Origin of the sequence: Paenibacillus sp. ALJ109b (assembly GCF_010747435.1) — a bacterium.
Taxonomy (GTDB): Bacteria; Bacillota; Bacilli; order Paenibacillales; family Paenibacillaceae; genus Paenibacillus; species Paenibacillus taichungensis.
On the sequence record NZ_JAAIFP010000004.1, the window covers coordinates 119,416 to 138,659 of the forward strand.

General features: G+C 41.7%; 17 protein-coding genes and 2 pseudogenes. 14 read left to right on the top strand and 5 right to left on the bottom strand.

The genetic code is table 11. From position 1 onward, the window contains the following. Positions 1 to 92 precede the first annotated feature (92 nt). Positions 93 to 1,283, top strand: coding sequence for a glycine C-acetyltransferase (locus G3352_RS03640; RefSeq protein ID WP_163753877.1), 1,191 nt, complete (start codon positions 93 to 95; stop codon positions 1,281 to 1,283). Positions 1,284 to 1,320: 37 nt separating this feature from the next. Continuing rightward, a complete protein-coding gene (locus tag G3352_RS03645) occupies positions 1,321 to 2,280 on the top strand; it encodes an L-threonine 3-dehydrogenase (RefSeq protein ID WP_024630055.1) in 960 nt (319 codons plus the stop codon). A 628-nt stretch (positions 2,281 to 2,908) separates the two neighbouring features. Here the strand turns inward: G3352_RS03645 and G3352_RS03650 are convergent. Next, complete coding sequence (locus G3352_RS03650) at positions 2,909 to 4,288, bottom strand: sugar phosphate nucleotidyltransferase (protein WP_163753879.1); 1,380 nt, start codon at positions 4,286 to 4,288, stop codon at positions 2,909 to 2,911. A 17-nt stretch (positions 4,289 to 4,305) separates the two neighbouring features. Next, complete coding sequence (locus G3352_RS03655) at positions 4,306 to 5,115, bottom strand: DUF6492 family protein (RefSeq protein ID WP_163753881.1); 810 nt, start codon at positions 5,113 to 5,115, stop codon at positions 4,306 to 4,308. A 203-nt stretch (positions 5,116 to 5,318) separates the two neighbouring features. Here G3352_RS03655 and G3352_RS03660 point away from each other — a divergent pair, with 203 nt between their 5' ends. The 3 genes and pseudogenes from G3352_RS03660 to G3352_RS03670 all read left to right on the top strand — a co-directional run bounded on the left by G3352_RS03660 (position 5,319) and on the right by G3352_RS03670 (position 7,318). Beyond that, entirely contained in the window at positions 5,319 to 6,074 is a 756-nt protein-coding gene (locus G3352_RS03660; RefSeq protein ID WP_240342920.1) for a YheC/YheD family protein, read from the top strand. After that, positions 6,062 to 6,346 (top strand): annotated as a pseudogene (locus G3352_RS03665) (response regulator); the annotation flags it as partial. The gene G3352_RS03660 and the pseudogene G3352_RS03665, both read left to right, overlap by 13 nt. Positions 6,347 to 6,955: 609 nt before the next feature. Further along, the gene (locus tag G3352_RS03670; RefSeq protein WP_145321572.1) at positions 6,956 to 7,318 is read left to right on the top strand and encodes a VOC family protein; all 363 of its coding nucleotides are present in this window, start codon (positions 6,956 to 6,958) and stop codon (positions 7,316 to 7,318) included. Positions 7,319 to 7,375: 57 nt separating this feature from the next. Here the strand turns inward: G3352_RS03670 and G3352_RS03675 are convergent, their stop codons facing one another. Continuing rightward, on the bottom strand, positions 7,376 to 7,810 hold the full coding sequence (locus G3352_RS03675; RefSeq protein ID WP_163753901.1) for an Rrf2 family transcriptional regulator: 435 nt from the start codon (positions 7,808 to 7,810) through the stop codon (positions 7,376 to 7,378). Positions 7,811 to 8,248: 438 nt separating this feature from the next. Next, positions 8,249 to 8,596: a winged helix-turn-helix transcriptional regulator gene (locus G3352_RS03680; RefSeq protein WP_163753903.1), complete on the bottom strand. Its 348-nt coding sequence runs from the start codon at positions 8,594 to 8,596 to the stop codon at positions 8,249 to 8,251. A 435-nt stretch (positions 8,597 to 9,031) separates the two neighbouring features. On the opposite strand from G3352_RS03680, the pseudogene nfsA reads away from it, so the two are divergent. The 3 genes and pseudogenes from nfsA (at position 9,032) to G3352_RS03695 (ending at position 11,212) form a co-directional block, all read left to right on the top strand. Then, a pseudogene (gene nfsA, locus G3352_RS31540) lies at positions 9,032 to 9,762 on the top strand (oxygen-insensitive NADPH nitroreductase). Between the two features lie 53 nt (positions 9,763 to 9,815). Beyond that, the gene (locus G3352_RS03690) at positions 9,816 to 10,547 is read left to right on the top strand and encodes an NADPH-dependent F420 reductase (protein WP_163753905.1); all 732 of its coding nucleotides are present in this window, start codon (positions 9,816 to 9,818) and stop codon (positions 10,545 to 10,547) included. Positions 10,548 to 10,786: 239 nt separating this feature from the next. Further along, positions 10,787 to 11,212 (top strand): MarR family winged helix-turn-helix transcriptional regulator, encoded by a 426-nt coding sequence (locus tag G3352_RS03695; RefSeq protein WP_163753908.1) that lies wholly within the window; start codon positions 10,787 to 10,789, stop codon positions 11,210 to 11,212. 767 nt (positions 11,213 to 11,979) lie between these two features. Here the strand turns inward: G3352_RS03695 and G3352_RS03700 are convergent. Beyond that, on the bottom strand, positions 11,980 to 12,675 hold the full coding sequence (locus G3352_RS03700; protein WP_205524690.1) for a MerR family transcriptional regulator: 696 nt from the start codon (positions 12,673 to 12,675) through the stop codon (positions 11,980 to 11,982). 159 nt (positions 12,676 to 12,834) lie between these two features. Here G3352_RS03700 and G3352_RS03705 point away from each other — a divergent pair, with 159 nt between their 5' ends. The 6 genes from G3352_RS03705 (at position 12,835) to G3352_RS03730 (ending at position 19,183) form a co-directional block, all read left to right on the top strand. Next, complete coding sequence (locus tag G3352_RS03705; RefSeq protein WP_163753910.1) at positions 12,835 to 13,323, top strand: DUF6022 family protein; 489 nt, start codon at positions 12,835 to 12,837, stop codon at positions 13,321 to 13,323. 72 nt (positions 13,324 to 13,395) lie between these two features. After that, the gene (locus tag G3352_RS03710; protein ID WP_163753912.1) at positions 13,396 to 15,027 is read left to right on the top strand and encodes an SNF2-related protein; all 1,632 of its coding nucleotides are present in this window, start codon (positions 13,396 to 13,398) and stop codon (positions 15,025 to 15,027) included. Between the two features lie 390 nt (positions 15,028 to 15,417). After that, positions 15,418 to 15,888: a DinB family protein gene (locus G3352_RS03715; protein WP_163753914.1), complete on the top strand. Its 471-nt coding sequence runs from the start codon at positions 15,418 to 15,420 to the stop codon at positions 15,886 to 15,888. Between the two features lie 647 nt (positions 15,889 to 16,535). Further along, complete coding sequence (locus G3352_RS03720) at positions 16,536 to 16,808, top strand: ArsR/SmtB family transcription factor (protein ID WP_163754744.1); 273 nt, start codon at positions 16,536 to 16,538, stop codon at positions 16,806 to 16,808. Positions 16,809 to 16,870: 62 nt separating this feature from the next. After that, on the top strand, positions 16,871 to 17,917 hold the full coding sequence (locus G3352_RS03725; RefSeq protein WP_205524691.1) for an Atu2307/SP_0267 family LLM class monooxygenase: 1,047 nt from the start codon (positions 16,871 to 16,873) through the stop codon (positions 17,915 to 17,917). Positions 17,918 to 18,010: 93 nt separating this feature from the next. Then, positions 18,011 to 19,183 (top strand): MFS transporter, encoded by a 1,173-nt coding sequence (locus tag G3352_RS03730; RefSeq protein ID WP_163753916.1) that lies wholly within the window; start codon positions 18,011 to 18,013, stop codon positions 19,181 to 19,183. Positions 19,184 to 19,244: the final 61 nt, after the last annotated feature.

Here is a 19,244-nt window from a genome sequence, read left to right on the forward strand (position 1 = left end):
TTGAAATTAGTTTAATTCCTTTTATAACAGGGTTTTTTGGAGAATATTATGTCTCCTGTACGAGGACATTCGTATATCGAGGAGGGAATGGAATGTCAAGTCAAGCATTGGACCAATTTTTAAGTTCGAACATCGAAGATCTAAAGACTAAAGGTCTATATAACGTCATCGATACGCTGCAGGGTGCAAATGGTCCTGTTATTCGTATCGACGGAAAGTCCCTAATCAATTTGTCTTCCAATAACTATTTGGGACTGGCAACAGATTACCGCCTGATTGATGCTTCAGTTAAGGCGTCGCAGACATACGGTGCAGGCGCAGGGGCTGTGAGAACAATTAATGGTACGATGGATCTTCATATTGAGCTTGAAGAAAAACTGGCCCGTTTCAAAAAAACGGAAGCCGTTATCGTGTATCAATCGGGATTTAACTGCAATATGGCTGCTATATCCGCGGTAATGGACCAGCATGATGCGATTTTATCAGATGAGCTGAACCACGCTTCGATTATTGATGGCTGCCGCCTGTCGAGAGCCAAGGTGATTCGCTTTAAGCATTCGGATATGAATGATTTAAGACAGCAGGCGAAAGAGGCCAAGGAATCCGGTCAGTACCATAAAATTATGGTCATCACCGACGGGGTTTTCTCCATGGATGGTGATATAGCAAAGCTGCCCGAAATCGTGAAAATAGCAGAAGAATTCGATCTGATTACTTATGTGGATGATGCCCACGGTTCGGGCGTTCTCGGAGCAGGTGCGGGAACCGTGAAGCATTTTGGATTGTCCGACCGCATTGACTTTCAAATTGGTACTCTTTCCAAGGCGATCGGCGTTGTTGGCGGTTATGTGGCGGGTAAAAAACAACTGATCGAATGGTTGAAGCTGAGAAGCCGTCCGTTTCTGTTCTCGACATCGCTACCTCCGGCTGCAATCGCTTCTTGCAGCGCTTCTGTCGACATTTTGATGAATGACAAAGAGCTGATCGAGAAGCTGTGGGAGAACGGTAATGATTTGAAAAACGGCTTGAGCCGGCTTGGATATGATGTAGGCCAAAGCGAAACGCCGATTACACCTTGTATCATTGGCGATGAAGTAACCACCCAACAGTTCAGCAAACGGCTCTATGAAGAAGGCGTTTACGCCAAGGCAATCGTGTTTCCGACGGTTCCCAAAGGAACCGGAAGAATACGCAACATGCCGACAGCTGCCCATACCAAGGAGATGCTCGACCAGGTGATCTCCGTTTATGAGAAAGTTGGCAAGGAAATGAAGCTGATTTAGCTGCATTCGCGGGAGTATATTTCGGGAGGAATGTCTTATGAACAAGATTTTGGTGACCGGAGCACTGGGCCAAATCGGTTCTGAGTTAGTTGTTAAATTACGTGAAATTTATGGTGCGGATCACGTCGTTGCTACGGATCTAAGGTCATCAGCCCACGAAATTACCCGATCCGGACCATTCGAGCTGCTGGACGTGACGAATGATAAGGCGATGTTCGAAATCGCCAAGCGGTACGAAGTTGATACCGTCATCCATTTGGCTGCGCTGCTGTCGGCTACCGCAGAGGAGAAACCGCTGCTTGCCTGGAATTTGAATATGGGCGGATTGATGAATGCACTTGAAGTATCCAGGGAGCTCGGCTGCCAATTTTTCACTCCAAGCTCCATTGGATCTTTTGGTCCCTCGACTCCGAAAGACAATACCCCGCAGGATACGATCCAGAGGCCCAATACAATGTACGGCGTGAACAAAGTGTCCGGCGAACTGCTTTGTGATTATTATTTTCACAAATACGGCCTGGATACTAGGGGGCTGCGATTCCCGGGTTTGATATCTTATATGACGCCTCCCGGCGGAGGAACGACGGATTACGCGGTGGAAATTTATTACGCAGCCGTGACGGCTGGCCGGTATACATCTTATATCGCCAAAGACTCAAACATGGACATGATGTATATGCCGGATGCCCTGAACGCTATCATCGAATTGATGGAAGCGGATTCTTCCCGGTTGATGCACCGAAATTCATTTAATGTCACCGCAATGAGCGTGGATCCGGAGGCGATTGCTGCAGCGATTCGGGATGAGTTTCCCGGCTTTATCCTTGATTATGACGTTGATCCGAAGAGACAGGCGATTGCCGATAGCTGGCCGCATTCCATTGATGCGACTGCAGCGAAAACAGAATGGGGATTTCATGCCCGCTACGACCTGAAGGCCATGACGAAGGATATGCTTTCACAGCTAAGCGAGAGACAAATGCTTCGCAAAGCTTAAAGTTATTACGAATTCGCTGTGCAAAGCGAGTAGAAATACAAAAGAAGCTGCATCAAGAGGTTTTGCGTTACCCGGACCTTTGGTTGCAGCTTCTTTTTTCATCCTCCAGCCCAGACACGTGTCTGTGGCTTATCAGATAAAGAACATGGCATAAAGTTTGCAACAGGACGGACCGAGGTATGCAAAATTAAAAAACACAGATCGAGGGACAAGAACATGGTACCATTGAAGTCGCTATCTTAGCGGCTTTTTTATTTTATCGGTACAAGTTCTTGTCCTCAATTCGACTATTTTCCAAATCCCTAATAAATCTTCAAAGAGCAGTGAGTGAGGATACATCTTTAAAGCGTCACTTAGATAGTCATGGTATACAAATTGATCTTACCAATTATGAGATGAAATACGGGGCAGGCAATGTTTTTAGCATTTGATCTGGTAAACCTTATAATGATGACAAAGAGAGTTGACTCTGGCGCGTGAGTGATAAACTCTTCAATGTCGAAGAGTACCCTTTCAATATAAACATATTCCCTAGCACACTGATATTTGGTTTTACCCCATGTTTCGTTCGATACGCAAAGCAAATAGCCCCCACGAATGGACGGGGCTAAGATTTGAAAGGTTCAATTTACACTCCATAGTTATACGATCCTGCACGTTCTACGATTATATTCCAGTCTTCTTCTTCAAAAAGGATGTTGTTCTCATCCTCGGGTTCGCCGATCTGTACTTCAAGGAAGACCAACCTGGTTTCAGCGAAAATAGAATAGACGCTCTCCGAGATCATCGCGAACTGAGTGCCCAGAGTCATCTGTGTGACCTGTCCGTTGATAAGCAATTGACCGCTGCCTGCAAGTACCGTCCACGCTCTACATCCTGCCCGGTGCCAGTTCAACCCGATATGTTTGCCCGGTAGAACCGTTATGTTTAATGTGGTTACAGTTGTATTCTCATCTTCTACCGAACTCTCAATGACACGATAACTGCCCCAGGTTGCTTCACCATACATCGGTTTTAATGGCAAGCTACCTAATTGCGCTTTAATTTCATTTGAATTATTTTTGTTGGCAATGAGTATGCCGTCCGGACTTGCGGCAGCGATAATACCTGGTACGCCAATGACTTGGATGGGGTAGGGAAGCTCGTTAATAATATAGGAGTCGGAGGAAGAGCCTGAGATTCCACCGTGTCCGATTACATGGGAATCTAACTGTGCGCACAGCGTATCCCAGCTTCCGATATCCTGCCATACTCCCTTATAAGGTAGGACTACGGCCCGCTGCGCCTTTTCTGCAACATGCTTGTCAAAACTACGTTCAGGCAACGCTTCATACAGGGAAGACAATTGATCATAATGAACCGGAAGCCCCATTTTTTTAATATGGGATATCATAAACTCGACGGTGAACGCGTACACACCGCAGTTCCATAGTGCCCCACGTTGTAGCAGAGTTTCAGCAATGGTGGCTTCGGGTTTTTCTATAAATTGTGTTATGGGCGCATAAGCATTACGTTCTTCCCCACCCGGCAGGATGTATCCATACTGTTCTGAAGCATGTGTAGGCCTTGTCCCAATTAAAGCGATATCGGCTTGAGAATGTTTCAAGATGTCCGGCAGTAATTGGAAATTGCTGAAAAAATCTTCACCTGCGAACACATCAGCTGGCGCGATACAGATCACATCGTCATCTTTGGCCATCCGGAAGGATTGCAGATATAACGTCGCTAAGGCCGCCGCAGTAAAAGTGCCTCGTTTATAAGGTTCCCCGATGACTGGTATTTTGCCTTGAGTATGTCGAGCCGTAATATTAGCCTGATCCTGATGTGAAATAATGAGCGTTGAATCCGTTAGGTATGAACTGTCAAGCTGGCGGTATACTCTGCTGATCATGGATTCTCTACCTCCAGCGGGTGTTGGAAGTATATCTATGAACAGCTTGGAGCGAAGCTCATTGGATAACGGCCAGAGCCTTTTGCCAGAGCCGCCGCACAGCAGTACGATATGCATGGGCTTCCTCCTTAAGCTCAGGGAGCTTTACTATAGATTTTCCGTTTATGAAAGGAAAGAGAACGGTATTTAAGAGCCAGATTACGGATTTGTTGCTCTTTTAACGAAGAAGCGTTCACATTCAGACTTTTATTCATGGAACTTCTAAGGACCATGCTGCCTGGGTTCTTCGTATACATAAAATTGGCATACGTTTCATACTCGGAGAAACCAAACTGCTTTTTCTTATTGATATTGGAGATGATCGCTTTGTACCATGGCAGTTTATGAACCGCTTCAATTTTCTGTTTCAAGGCAGAGAGTTTAGATTTGTCGAACAGCATATAATGGGTGACAAAAGAGCGGGGACGCGGAGCTTTCATGCCTAACAACTTGCTGTAGGTATTGAAATATTCCGGCTGGCTCCAGTCACGGCAGTAAAATACTGTTTTGCCTTCTACAAGAAATGAATGAGGTTTAATCAGTACGGTATCCGCATCCATGACTAGAAAGTATTTTGCCTTCACAATGGAATCTCCGTTCATTTTGAGCAACTGCTGATATAACCAGCCTGACCGATCCCACCGGGAGGACTGGTAGTGTATCTCGTTTTTGGTTATAGGCAGGACGGATCGCTCATTAACAAAAATGCAGTTTTTACGGGAACAAAGTTTTCTGATTTTGGTGCTGACCGGAGAAACAATATATATGCTTCCAATGGGATGTTTTACATAACGGCGAATGTTATCGATGACGAGGGGAAGGGTAGTCAAATCTTTCTCGATCGCTGGTATAAGAACATCAATCTTAGGCGCATTATTCAACCGGATTCCACGCTGGACGGACATCTTCTCAACTCCTTGCACAAATCGTGATGACTTATTATATGGTATGTGTGCAAAAGTGTTTTGGTCAGGGCATGTGCAAATATACATTTTTTACGAATAGGGGCTTTTGTTGAGGGTTCCTTTATCAGTATTACATATAATGCATGCAGGATCTTGATCAAACAGCGAGCTTTGATGCGGTTGCTGAAGGGAGAGTTTACGACATGGGAGTTGATAAATTGCAGCCGTTAAGAAGCAAGTGGTTAAAAACAAAATTGATCATTAATAATGAATCAATTAAACCGTTTATCCCCGACACACAGAAATATAACAAAACGAATCTGAAATCCATGATCAGCAAATATGGAATGGTCTATGTCAAACCCGAGAGAGGTACTTTCGGGATGGGTGTTATTAAGGCCGAGATGGACAGTCATCAACATTTTGTCTATCAGATAGAGCAAAAACGCCTGACGTTTGACAGCTTTGAATCGTTTTATAGCAGTCTGACTCGTTTGGTGCATAAAAGAAGTTATCTGATTCAGAGAGGAATCCATCTGCTTAAGCACAATAACAGACGTTTTGACATCCGAGTCATGATACAGCTAAGCCCGACCAAACATTGGGAAGCTACCGGAATCATCGGCCGACTGGGTCATCCAAAGAAAATCGTAACCAATTATCATAGTGGTGGTACACCGATGGATATTCACAAGCTGCTACAATCGCATGCATCCACAAAACGCAGGAATGCACTGGTTCAGGAGATGAATGAGCTTAGCCTGCGCATAGCTCGTCATATGAAAAAAAAGTACCCTTATCTAATGCAAATCGGTGTGGATATCGGCCTTGACCACAGTCTGAAACCCTGGATTATAGAGGTAAATGTCAAACCGGACCCATTTATATTCAATCAATTAAAGGACAAGACGATGTATCGCAAGGTAATACGATATTACCGCCATAAAAACCAAATTTGATTTTCAAATTAAGCCTATTCACATCTGGTGAACAACTGCTCTCGCACTACAGAGATACTGGGGATACATTTCATATTCTCATCTTGGATGTGGAGATGGGCGGAATGAACGAGATTCAGACCGCTAAAGAGATCAGGAACATGAAGTTTCTGGATGTACAGATTATGTTCTTGACCAGTTACCCGGAATACATGGTGGAGAGCTTCGATGTCATCACCTTTCAATATCTGATTAAGCCAATTCAGCCGCAAGTTTTCGAGGAAAAGATGTTGCTTTGGGAGTTATTCTTGATGGTCCTTTGAAAGATGCTGTAGTTAGTAGAGAAAGTGACTTAGTGTTGAGTATGAATTACAATAAATGATAGGGAAGTTTAAGGAGCAGAGGTGGAGTGGGCATGAAGAAGTGTAGAAGAAAATTGTCGAGTGACATGAACATATTCCCATTGAAGTCGCTATTTAAGCGGCTTTTTTATTTTATCGGTACAAGTTCGTGTCCCGAGCCAAGGACAAGAACTTGTACCGATTGCCGGAATGGACAAGAACATAGCCTGATTGCCGATTAGATGTATATCTAAACGTAGAATCTTACTTCAGCACAGTTAGGAAGTAGAGGGAAAAACATGCCCGTGTTTTTTGCTTGGTTTGAAAAACTCAGCTATCAAACCCTTTGTGTAGTAGAAAAGAGATGCCAAGCTAAGGCGTCAGAGAACGATGCCATTGCCAGGAATCGAGTGACCAAACAGATCTCAAGTAGACGAAACAAGTATGCAAAATCATGAGAATACTCATCAAAAAAATTGACAGAATCAAGATGTTTTTGTATAACTAAAACAGTTATAACTATTGTGGTTATAATTAGAAAACAAAAAATTGGAGGCTAACATGAAAATCTTAAATCATTTTATCCCCGTTTTTACCGAGCAACTTGAATCAACCGTTGCTTATTATGAATCTCTTGCTAACCGATCTATGGATCGGACGTGGGACATTCCTGAAGCTGGCTTATCTTTAGCCACAGTCTATCCTTACGTTATTGTATCTGGAAGTCCCGATGCCATGGAGCCTGCTAAATCACTCCGTGCCGTGGTGTATGTGGATTCCATGAACGAATTGAAGGAAGAATTAAAAAAACAAAATACCCTTATAATAAGGGATCAGTGTGGTCCTATTGGTCCAAGCATTTTTGTGCAGCATCCCGATGGCAGTTTTATTGAATATGTAGAGCCTGCGCAAGCTACTGTTTGATTGGTGAAAAATTAAAAAATGTAAAATAAAGCTACTCCATACACCGTAGGAGCAGCTTTATTTTACATTTTCCTCTGTTCGTATTTGCTCCACAATTTGAGCTAGGGTAACAGAAGCCAGTTCATGCTCCATTACCTTCTGCGCATTAGAGAGTTTTGGTAATAGTATCGATTCAATGTTCATACCTACAGAGCAATTGGGGTCAGTATTCTTGTGAAAATTGAAAAGCTGATTTCCTTCCACAGATTCGACCGCTTGAAAGATATCCAGCAGAGTTAATCTTTCGGGCGATACCAGAAGGGAGGCCCCCGCAACTCCTGGTTTTGTTTCAATATACCCTGCTTTTTTGAGCTGGGCCATAATCCTTCTAATTACAACAGGGTTACTATTGATGCTACGTGCAATTCGATCACCTGTACTATATATGGGATTCAACGTAATCATCGAGAGAATATGGACTGCCATCGAAAAGCGACTGCTTATTTGTTTCATCTACTCACCTTCTTTGCTACAAAGTATAGTTCCATTTATAGAACAGGTCAATCGACAGTTTTTCAGCAGGAAAACAAGAGGAACGTTTCGGTTACTATTGCATCATTAATGATGGCCTTGTCCCAGAAAGGACCAGCAAGCCTTTAGATGACCTGATTAGAGATACAAAGTACTTCTTTGTAATTAAAGCTGAAGAAGGACAATTCATTCTTAATGCAACATAATAAGAACATATTAATATTCGAGCCCCACTTTTGATTATTTTTAGAGAAGAGCATTTGGAAATTATAAAAGTAAAATATTCATTCAACTAACGGGAAACGATAGTCAGAACTACACAGCGGCAGCTGATCAGAAGATTAACTGCAGCTTTTATCTCGCTTTACTAGAGATACATACTCATTTACGAAATACTTCATTTAAATAATCAAACAATTTTTATTCGCCAAATTGTCTACCGAAGTCTTCCATCTTTTCAAGGATAGGTAGTAATTTGGTTCCCTTATCTGTTAACGAATATTCTACTCTAGGGGGGATTTCCGGATAAACATCACGTTTAATGATTCCACTGTTCTCCAATTCTTTAAGTTGCTTCGTTAAAGAGCCTTGAGATAGATCTCCAAGGAATTTTTTGATATCCGAGTAACGACGTGTTTCGGTTTTTAGATACCACAAAATAAAATACTTCCAGCGCCCTGATAAGATATTCTGGGTAAAGGCTATCGCGTACATATCTTTATTTTCATCCATGAAATTTTGATCAAATCCTTCATTACAAACCCTCATTGAACCCACCCCTATCTAAAGGTACAAAAAGATGTACTATGTTCATCTAAATTGCCCTCTTTGCAATCGAAACAAATACGCATATGATTGATTGTAACAACAACAAAACAAAAAAAATCAGTTTACCTGAAATGTGAAATACCCATAATTTCATTTGTTATAGTTAGCATGCTAAGTAATAAGTATACTTTTTGAGGTTATAGTTAGCAAGCTAATTATTAAAGAAAGGAGTTAGTGTTAAGTGAGTACAGGAAATAGACCAAGCTATCAATTTTGGATTTCGTTCATATTTATAAAGGAACTGGAGCTACAACAAGTCTTCAGAATGTGACGGAAATGGTTCAACTAGCAGAACAGTGGGGGTTCAACAGATATTGGTTTACAGATATGGGTGCGGGGCGGGAATCTGAATAACCGAGAAAAGGAGAGATTTCAATGAATCACACACTTGAGTTGCTTCATAACCATTCGTTCGTACACATCTCAACCCCTGACTGAGGAACAAATCGATGCAATTTTTAAGGCTGCGAGTCAAACTTCATCGTTTAGCCTCCTACAGGCCGTCTCCATTGTTCGTATCACTGATCCTATTCTACGAAAAAAGGTAAGACAACTCTGTGTTGATCAACCTTATATCGAAGAAGCTGCAGAGTTTTGGATTTTTTGTGCAGATTTCAACCGAAATCATCAAATTGCTCCGGAGGTAGATATTGAATATATTGAATTTCTATTGATTGGTTCATTCGATGCCGGGCTCATGGCACAAAATGTTAACAGCGGCCGAATCTATGGGACTTGGCGGTGTGTTCATTGGTGGAGTTAGAGCTAATATTGAAGAATTATCGGACGTGTTGGGTTTACCGAAGTATGTGATTCCCTTGGTGGGATTATGCATAGGTAGCCCTGGTGGAGATAAACCTGAACTGAAACCTCGTTTGCCTCAATCTATGGTGCTACTAGAAAATCAGTATCAACCATTTGATCAAGATAACTTGGCATTCTATGATGAAACCATGTTGAAGTATTATGAAAATCGTCCGATAAGAGCCCCTTTCACCGTGAAAAAAGTAAAAGGTTGGAGTGACCACATTCAGGATCATCTCCAAAGAATTGTTCTGCCCCAAATGATGAACTACTTGAATAAGCAAGGATTCGCCAAAAAGTAATAATTAATCATTGAAACTTTTCCGTGTAGAAATATTAAATAGGAGTGAAAAAAATGAGATTTGGAATAATTGGCGCAGGACCCATTGCATTATCTATTTCAAAAAAGTTGGTAAATAATAACCATGATGTAAAAATTGCAGATGCTCGTGGTATAGAACGGCTGGAAGGAAAACCACTTAACGCGACTCCTGTAAAGGTAGAGGATGTAATTTCTAATATTGATGTTCTTATCGTATCTATCCCTCTTCATGCATTACCTAATATTCGTAGTGTTGTAGAAAAAGCTGCTGATGAAGTTATTGTAGTAGACACTTCCAATTACTATCCTCAAATGGGCGTAAAAATTGATGAAATTGAGAACGGAATGGTTGAAAGTGTCTGGGTTACAAAACAATTAGGTAGATCAATCATCAAGGCTTTTAACAATTTGTTAGCCTATACTTTAGAACATGAAGGTACACCTGAAGGCAGTAGTGGTCGCATTGCCGCAGCCATTGCCGGTGATGATCTTCAACAAAAGCGAACAATTATGAGCATAGTCAATGAATTAGGTTTCGATACAGTTGATAGCGGGAGTTTAAGTGATTCATGGAGACAGCAGCCAGGAACACCGGCATATTGTACAGAACTAAACAAAGAGGAACTAACGGTAGCACTTGAAAAGGCAAATAAAGAACAAGCCCCAATGCTGCGGGATAAAGTAATGGAAAAGCTAATCGCGGCTTCTGGTGGGTATTCGCATAAAGAAACCGTTAATTTAAATAGAGAAATATATAATTCCTAAATCAACAATTTTGAAACTATCTAGAGAGCGGCAGATGAGGACACGAAATAATGTCTGTCTGTCGTTTTTTTAGAAATTTTGTCACATCCAGAATAATCTTTAGTGAAGATATTTGCTATAAATAATGTACTTCAAAATACTGGAGATACCCCGATAAGCGTGTGCTTGAAGGTGAATTGACACTTTAATATCGACATGATACATTTAGTCTGCTAAATATCATCAGGGAGGTATAAGTTATGACAGATGCAGTAGATTGTGACATTCGACAGTCTTTAGATCGGATTTCCTCCCAAATGCGTCGAAATTATAGCGAGTCTCTGAGGGAACTTAATCTTTATGTAGGACAAGATAATTTGCTGTATCGTCTGTGGTTGGGTGACGGAGTAACACAGATGCAATTATGTGAACACTTAAAATGCGAGCCACCAACAGTAACGAATATGGTCAAATCACTGGAGCAGAACGGATTTATATATCGTAAACGTGATGTACAAGATGCAAGGATAATGCGTATTTTTCTAACCGACAAAGGAAAAGAATTAGAAAAACCAGTTGAAGTCAAATGGAGGGAGCAGCAAAAGAAATTGCTTCAATCCATATCTGCAGAAGACCGTTTGTTATTAAGAAAGCTAATGCAACAAATGGAGAGGAATATAGTATAACTCTCTATTTGTACGATATGTTACTTAGCTTACTAAATATAATGCGATTAAAAATTCCACGAAACTAAACCTAGTTCTATAAATATAAACAAAGGTCGATGCTTGCGGTATCAGAAGGCAATGATGTTACCCCGTCCAAATTGGTTATTGAAAAGAAAATCCAATCCACTACCAAGAACTGAGATATCATCTTATAGTAATCCGGAAGTTCAGATTGCCTAAGTTATGCTAGTGAGAGGCGTAACTGTCGAGGGACAAGAACATATTCCCATTTAAGATTAGATGCATATCTAATAATCAATGAGTAAGTATAGCCCAAAATGCAATAAGTATGACGTTAGAATGGTTATAAGCCAATTTCCGATTGGATTATTATCCAAACATTTGCATGGAGAGTTGGAACAGAATAAGAATATTAGTTTTAAAACGGATATTTACTGTTTGTAAAGTAACTATCCGCAATTCATTTTACTTAGTAAAGACAGGCGTTTGAATTTTATGGATCCAAAAACTATTCGGTGTTGCATTGCAACATATAAATGAAAGCGTGAGGAGTCTTTTTTACTAGAGACAAGTGTGCCTACATATCGAAGAAACGGATCTTGTGTGCGCTTAGAGATCTAGAAGACGTCCATATCACGATTCAAAGAGAATTAAAAGTACAGTTATATTTGTTGCTAAAATCTTCAATCGGTCGGTCAATCAAGTATACTTGAATCGTTTATGTGCTTTAGAATAGACATTGAGTACGGGGTTTCGGTTATATCTTAAAAATCTAGTGATCGAATCAATCGCTGTAGGAAGTAGAGACCTCTCATCTGAAGTTTAATCGTTTTGTTCAGATAAGTTCGGATATTTTCTGCAAGCTTCATCGCCTGTTCGATGTTTTGGAATTCTACAAGTGCAATTGATTGCTTTAAGATTACGGTCTCCTCGGAATAAACAGCGCTTTGTAATATCTGGATCATCTTAATTTTAAATAGGTGAGCTTCATTATATAGACGGTATTGGTTATCAGAGTCACGCGCAGTAGTGAAAAGGCCACTTGCCTCCCAGTAACGGATCGCTGATTTAGGGACTCCCGTCCGTCTAGAGACCTCGTTGATGCGGAAGCATTGGTTAAATTCGTAAGTTTGACTTCCGTCGGCATATGAATTCAATTCCCTTACCAGCTGATCCAAACTTCCTTTCTCCCGATGCAGCATGACCTCCCTTTCCCTAACGATCCACAATGCATCGTCCAACTCATTTCTTTGGAGACCATGAAGCACCTCGGTGGTCACTTCCATTCCGAATGCAGGGGCCATGGCTTGAATACATGCTAGATAGGCCTCATGCTGTTCCGTATACATACGATATCCATTGGCAGAACGCTCAGCAGGGGGGATTAACCCCTTCGCTTCGTAGTTTCGCAAAGTGTTAGCGCTTATCCTAAATTGATTCGCAAGTTTTTTTGGTCGCATGCCTATGTAATCCCGCCTTTCTAATGAATAAAAGAACATTAAAACTATTGTAACGTTTATCTCGTATTTATGTTGATTTTATTTGGACATTTCCAAAAAACCTTCCAATTCGCTTGTATGTTGTATGATGAAGATAAATCGAATCAAGGAGGAATAAAAATGACTTTTAACCCAGTATTCCATTACGAGATGACAATCGAGGAGATTGGCCAAGTAGGAAATCGGTATATTGAATCGGCTTGGAAGCCCTTGTACGATTCGATGCACGATCAACTAATGGTCGCTTTTCGTGAGATCGAAGATGCTGCCTATGGGCTGTATTTGGACCAGCTGATGCCAGCACTATTTGATGGCCTTGAGGACGTCGGCTTCGAAGCAACCGAACCCCTCAAGGACGATGACTTCGTTATCGGCAAATGTTTACTATTCCGAAATTCGCTTGAAAAATGGGGATCCGAGGAAAATAGATCCAGGATCTTTTGGAATGTTGTGCGTAGTAAAAAAAGCCAAAAGCCTATTGGAACTTTATTGATGGAAATTCCTCATTCTCATCTGAAGTTTGAGATCCCTACAGCACCTGTACTCTATTCGTTGAGGGAGAGTAAGAGGGAACAGATCATGCAAGAAATCCGACTTATCAAGGGATAGATTGAGGGAATTATGGATGAACGCAGTGCTGGCATAATATGATCTATTGGAAGGTGGGGTTGATTGGGAACGATGTATGGAAAACTAGAGTTAGTGAGCGGAAGATGGAAGTTAAGCGAAGTTCATCCGCATGTTGCGATTCGCTTGAAGCAGCTGTTTCCACGGGTTTCAATGAAACAAGTGGGCACATTTCTGTTTTCGAACAGATCGAATATATGCGCGGATCTAGCCTGGTTTATTCAGCGATTTCCGATGGAGATAACTTCTGAAGACAGGGCTAAGCTATTGCGTGGCAACAATAAGTTCTTTGAGAATAAAGCGTACATGGAACAGATACTCACTCCAGATTATGATCCCATCCTGCGCACGGGACTTAAACTTGGACAAAAGATTCGCCACTATCAATCACAGGCTATCGATCTGTGCTTAGAACGCCGTTCTCTGCTTCTCGGTGATGATGTTGGTCTTGGAAAGACATACGCAGCGGCTGGCATGCTGCTGGAACCGGATACACATCCTGCTGCTGTTGTCATTCAGGCGCATCTCCAAGACCAATGGAAAGAGAAGATTGAATCCTTCACGGAGCTTATTGTTCATAAAATTGAAAGAACAAGACCGTATTCGCTCCCCGTTGCAGATGTTTATTTGTTCAAGTATAGCCAGCTTGCCGGTTGGAAGAACTTTTTTGCAGACGGTAACTTCCAATGTGTCATTTATGACGAAATTCAAGAACTTCGAACAGGTCACACCAGTAATAAAGGTGAGGCCGCGAAAATTTTGTCCGATGCAGCAGAATTTCGGTTGGGTCTTTCGGCAACACCGATTTACAACTACGGTACTGAGATCTGGAATGTATTACAATTCCTCGACCCCGACCTTTTGGGAACCTATTCAGAGTTTATTCGGGAATGGTGCCGTAATGATCGGAAAGTTCATGACCCGGTTGTACTAGGCAGTTTCCTTCGCGAGCAGAATATCATGCTCCGGCGGACGAAAAGCGAAGTTGGACAACAGTTGCCCTCCATCAACCGGATTGTCGAGATGATCGAGCCCGATCTATCAAAGTTAAAATCAGTGAAAGCACAAGCAAAACAACTTGCCTTAAAAGCTTCCCAAGGGACATATCTGGAATGTGGTCCAGCAGCTCGTGAGTTGGACCTTTTGATGAGACAGGCAACTGGTGTGGCTAAGGCTGCAGGTGTTGCGCAATATGCGAAACAGTTGTTGGAAGCAAACATCCCCCTGCTTCTTGTCGGATGGCATCGTGATGTTTATGAGATATGGCTTAATGAATTGGCAGATTATCGACCAGCTATGTATACGGGCAGTGAGTCAAATATGCAGAAGAACGAATCAATTAGGCGGTTTGTCCAAGGGGCAACAAATGTATTCATACTATCGTTGCGTAGCGGTGCAGGGTTGGACGGTTTGCAGTATCGCTGCTCGACTATATTGTTCGGAGAGTTGGATTGGTCGCCTAAGGTGCATGAGCAAGTCATTGGTCGATTAAACAGGGAAGGCCAAGAGGAGAAAATCACAATAGTATACTTAAATGCAGAGGAAGGTTCCGATCCGGTCATGTTAGACGTATTAGGCCTGAAGCAAGCCCAATCGGAAGAAATAATCGACCCTCACGACCTATCGAACACTAAACCAGTTCAGAAGTTAAACAGGACCCAAGCGCTTGTGAATCATTTCCTATAAAGGAATGGTATACATTCCAAAGTATTATTGAGAGGAATAATTGTAGTCTTTATTCAGACGGTCTTGGGCTTAGATAATTTTTTGTTTTATTAGTACAAGTTTTTGTCCCGAGTCGAGGACAAGAACTTGTACCGATTACCGGAATGGACAGGAACATGTTTCTATTTCAGATTAGGCCTATATCAAATCGCTTTTTGCCTGTTAACTCATTAAACTAACGGGCAGTTTATTTGAACAATCGTCAGTAGATCTTTTTCAACAATCGGGCCAGATTGTAGAATGAGATTAACAAACGAGTCAATGGGCAGGATGTTTTATCGAAATGTAGAATCTTAAACAGATTGATTCATTTGTTAGAAAGGTCTTGTAACTATAAAGGAGGAGAGGACTTTGCAACGAATTGACTTGCTTTTAAACGTCCTGGATTCAACTTTCGATAAAGAGAGCTGGTATGCCCCGTTTAAACATGCAATAGAAGGACTTACAGCCGAACAGGCTAACTGGAAACCATCTGGAAAGGCAACTAAAACAATTTGGGAGAACGTTAACCATCTCATTTATTATAAAGAGAGACTTGCTACAAACTTGGAAGGCAGAGAATGGACAAATAATCTTGACGGTGATGAAACATTCTCTCTGACCAATCAGCCTAATGACGATATGGAATGGAAAAAAGTCGTTGAACGTGCCGAAAACGCTCAACACAATTTAAGAAAGGTATTAAGTACAATTTCCGATGAAAAGCTTGACCAAAATTCACTTGAGGGTAAATTGCTTGACATCATGCTTCATGATGCTTATCATACAGGGCAAATTATTCAATTAAGAAAAATGCAAGGGTCTTGGCCTTCAATTCGTTAATTGAACAATTTTTTAGTTTTGGTGAATTACTTTAACTAGTGGGAAACGATAGCTCAATAAAACCAACAAAGCAGCTGACCAACGTGATCGGCTGCTTTTGTTCAACTAACGGGCAGGTTAGTTCAAACATTTTACGGAATATCTAAAGTACGATGTATTTCAATGTTCACGAAAAGAAGTAAATCCTTGTATATGTAAATAAACGAGTACAAGGAGATAGAGCCTTTAACAGCTTACCTTGAAATGTTTCTTGATAATCATCTTTCTTTTCTTCACGCCAATTTCTAGAAACTTTACCTATAAAGAAAACCGTTTTTAACCCATAAGTGTGCAGGGAATTGCTTAATTTTCGTTGTTTCTTTGCTTTTCGGAACACAAATATTGCTGCGAGTTGAAATTGGAAGCATAGAGTTGCCGTGAATCCCCATTAGAACGCTTATGATACAGCCATATAATCAAGTCAGCTTTTTTTCGTTAAGCTAACGAGCGTTAGCATGGCGACAGCACACTATCTGTTCTTCAGGCAGGTTAAGCGATAATGTAGTCCCTTTACATTTCAACAATAGGGTGCTATAATCACTTCGACACTTATAGAAATGTAGAATGACGCTTAGAAAGGAGATTATGTTCCCGTGGCTGAAAACGAAATGGAAATGGAAATGGTTCAGGCGGTCAAAGTATATAAAGCTTTAGGCGAACCCACACGTTTAAAAATCGCAGTGATGTTAGCCAAAGAGAGTAATCAATGTTTTACAGCTATTGGTGAACGACTAAAAACCGTTGCTGGTTCAACATTGTCACACCACCTGAAGCAATTAACCGACTCTGGCTTAATCAATTCATCTAAGAGTGGATCATTTGTCCACTATAGTGTTAATCAGGAAGTGGCAGAGAAATTTGCGCCTTATTTGCTGGCGTAAATTTTTTTAAGTAACATTTCTACATTTCTAGAAGTGAAGAAATGAAAAAGGAGCGAATGAGAATGAAAGAAAAGTCAATTATGGAACTAGGAATCACCACCTTTCTCCATACAAATCCAGAACATGGTAGTGTATCCCCGGCAGAGAGGCTACGACAAGCGATCGAGGAAATTCAACTGGCTGATCAGGTTGGGCTCGATGTGTATGCTATTGGAGAACATCATCGAATCGACTATACAAGCTCATCACCGGCGGTCATTCTTGCGACTGCAGCATCTACAACTAAGCGGATACGGCTATCTAGCGCTGTAACAGTGCTCTCTTCGGATGATCCTGTCCGTGTATATCAGGATTTCGCAACACTGGACGTTCTATCTAAAGGGCGAGCCGAGATCATGGCTGGACGTGGCTCTTTTGTTGAATCGTTTCCACTATTCGGATATGACTTGAACGATTATGAAGAGTTGTACGAAGAGAAACTTGAACTATTATTAAAAATACGAGCTGATGAAAAGGTGCAATGGAGTGGTGGACATCGTCCAGCTATAAATAATATGGGCGTATATCCCCGTGCTGAGCAGGACCCATTGCCAGTATGGATAGCTACTGGCGGCAGTCCTGAGTCGGCGGTTCGAGCTGGTAAGTTAGGACTTCCTGTTATCTTCTCGATTATCGGTGGAATGCCAGAACGTTTTGCACCATTGGTGGAGCTATATAAGGAAGCTGCTAAGAAAGCTGGGTATGATCCCAGCAAGTTACAGATTGCATCCCATTCCCATGGTTTTATTGCGGAATCGTTTGAAATAGCCGCTAAAAATTACTTTCCCGTTATGGCTGAACAGATGAATAAAATTGGACGAGAACGAGGGTGGGCACCTTACACTCGTGACACGTTCAAAGAAGCTTGCAACCTGCGTGGTGCTCTATATGTTGGAGATCCAGAATATGTGGCGGAGAAGATTCTACTTGCTCAAGAGAAATTAAGTTTGACCCGTTTCCTTATGTACGTTGATTTCAGTTCACTGTCTCATTTGGAATTGCTGCGGACGATCGAGTTTCTTGGTACAAAAGTTGCACCCATTGTTCATAAGGAGCTAGCAAGAAAATAAGAGGACTGTAAGTAAGCCAATAAGGTACAGCTCAATATTAAACTTTAGTTCGACAGTTCTAAAACTGAGGAAATGAATGTGAGGGATTTTAACATGAGAAATTCTTGGAAAATTTATGTTCTGGCCATGGTCAGTTTTTTGGTAGGAACATCTGAATTTGTAATCTCAGGTATATTGGATAGGGTAGCAGGCGATACCGGGGTGACACTGGCAGCAGCTGGGCAACTCATCACTGTCTATTCACTTGCTTACGCAATAGGCACTCCAATTTTGATCGCAATGACTGCAAAAATGGATCGAAGAAAGCTCATGCTGGCTGCTTTGACGCTATTTTTCATAGGAAATCTAGTCACGATTTTAACAACTGGCTTCTCTATGCTGCTGGGAGCTAGAATTATACTGGCAGTTGGCACGGGTGTATTTATGGTGGTGGCCCTGACCGTAGCTGCCAACACCGCTCAACAGGGCAAGCAAGGAAGTGCAATTGCTACAGTTCTTTTAGGCTTTAACCTTGCGCTAATTCTTGGTGTTCCTCTGGGAAGAGTGATTGCTGGTTCATATGATTGGAAGCTCATTTTCACGGGGATCGGCGTGCTCAGCTTAATCGCAATGTTTGTTCTTCTATTGACAATTCCCAAGTCTAAGGGAGAGACTCCTGTACCCCTACGGGAACAGCTATCCCTGCTTAGAACGCCTCGAATCGCTATCGCCTTATCTATTGGATTTTTCTGGATAATGGGTTATACAATCGTTTACACGTATATCTCCCCATTCCTTCTAAACATTACTGGAATGAGTGACCGAATGATTAGTATTGGGCTCTTTGCATTCGGTATTGCCAGTCTTCTTGGTTCCCAAGTTGGAGGCTATGGTGCAGACAAATGGGGTATCCCTCGTACAATGATTGGCGGCCTGCTTTTCCATTCCGGAATTTTGCTTTTAATCACAGGATTCGCCCATACTTCCGTGTACTTTGTGTTGCCTTTACTTATGTTGTGGTCCTTTTTTGCCTGGTCAACAGGTCCTGTCCAACAGGTATATTTGATTGCTATGGCACCAAAAGCCTCGGGAATCGTCTTGAGCTTGAACACTTCAATCTTACAATTGGGCATGGCTGGTGGTGCCGTAATTGGGGGTATAGTAGTGGAAAACATATCGCTTCAAGCCGTAGGTTTTATTGGCGCCATCGGTGTTGCGCTTGGAATCATTCCAGCAGTATTATCTTTATCTATGCGGAAAAAATCTGATATTAGTGTACAAGGATAATTTAAACCAAAAGTCTGAGGTACTGGCGATTTGAACCAAGCGATAATCGCATAGTAGGAGT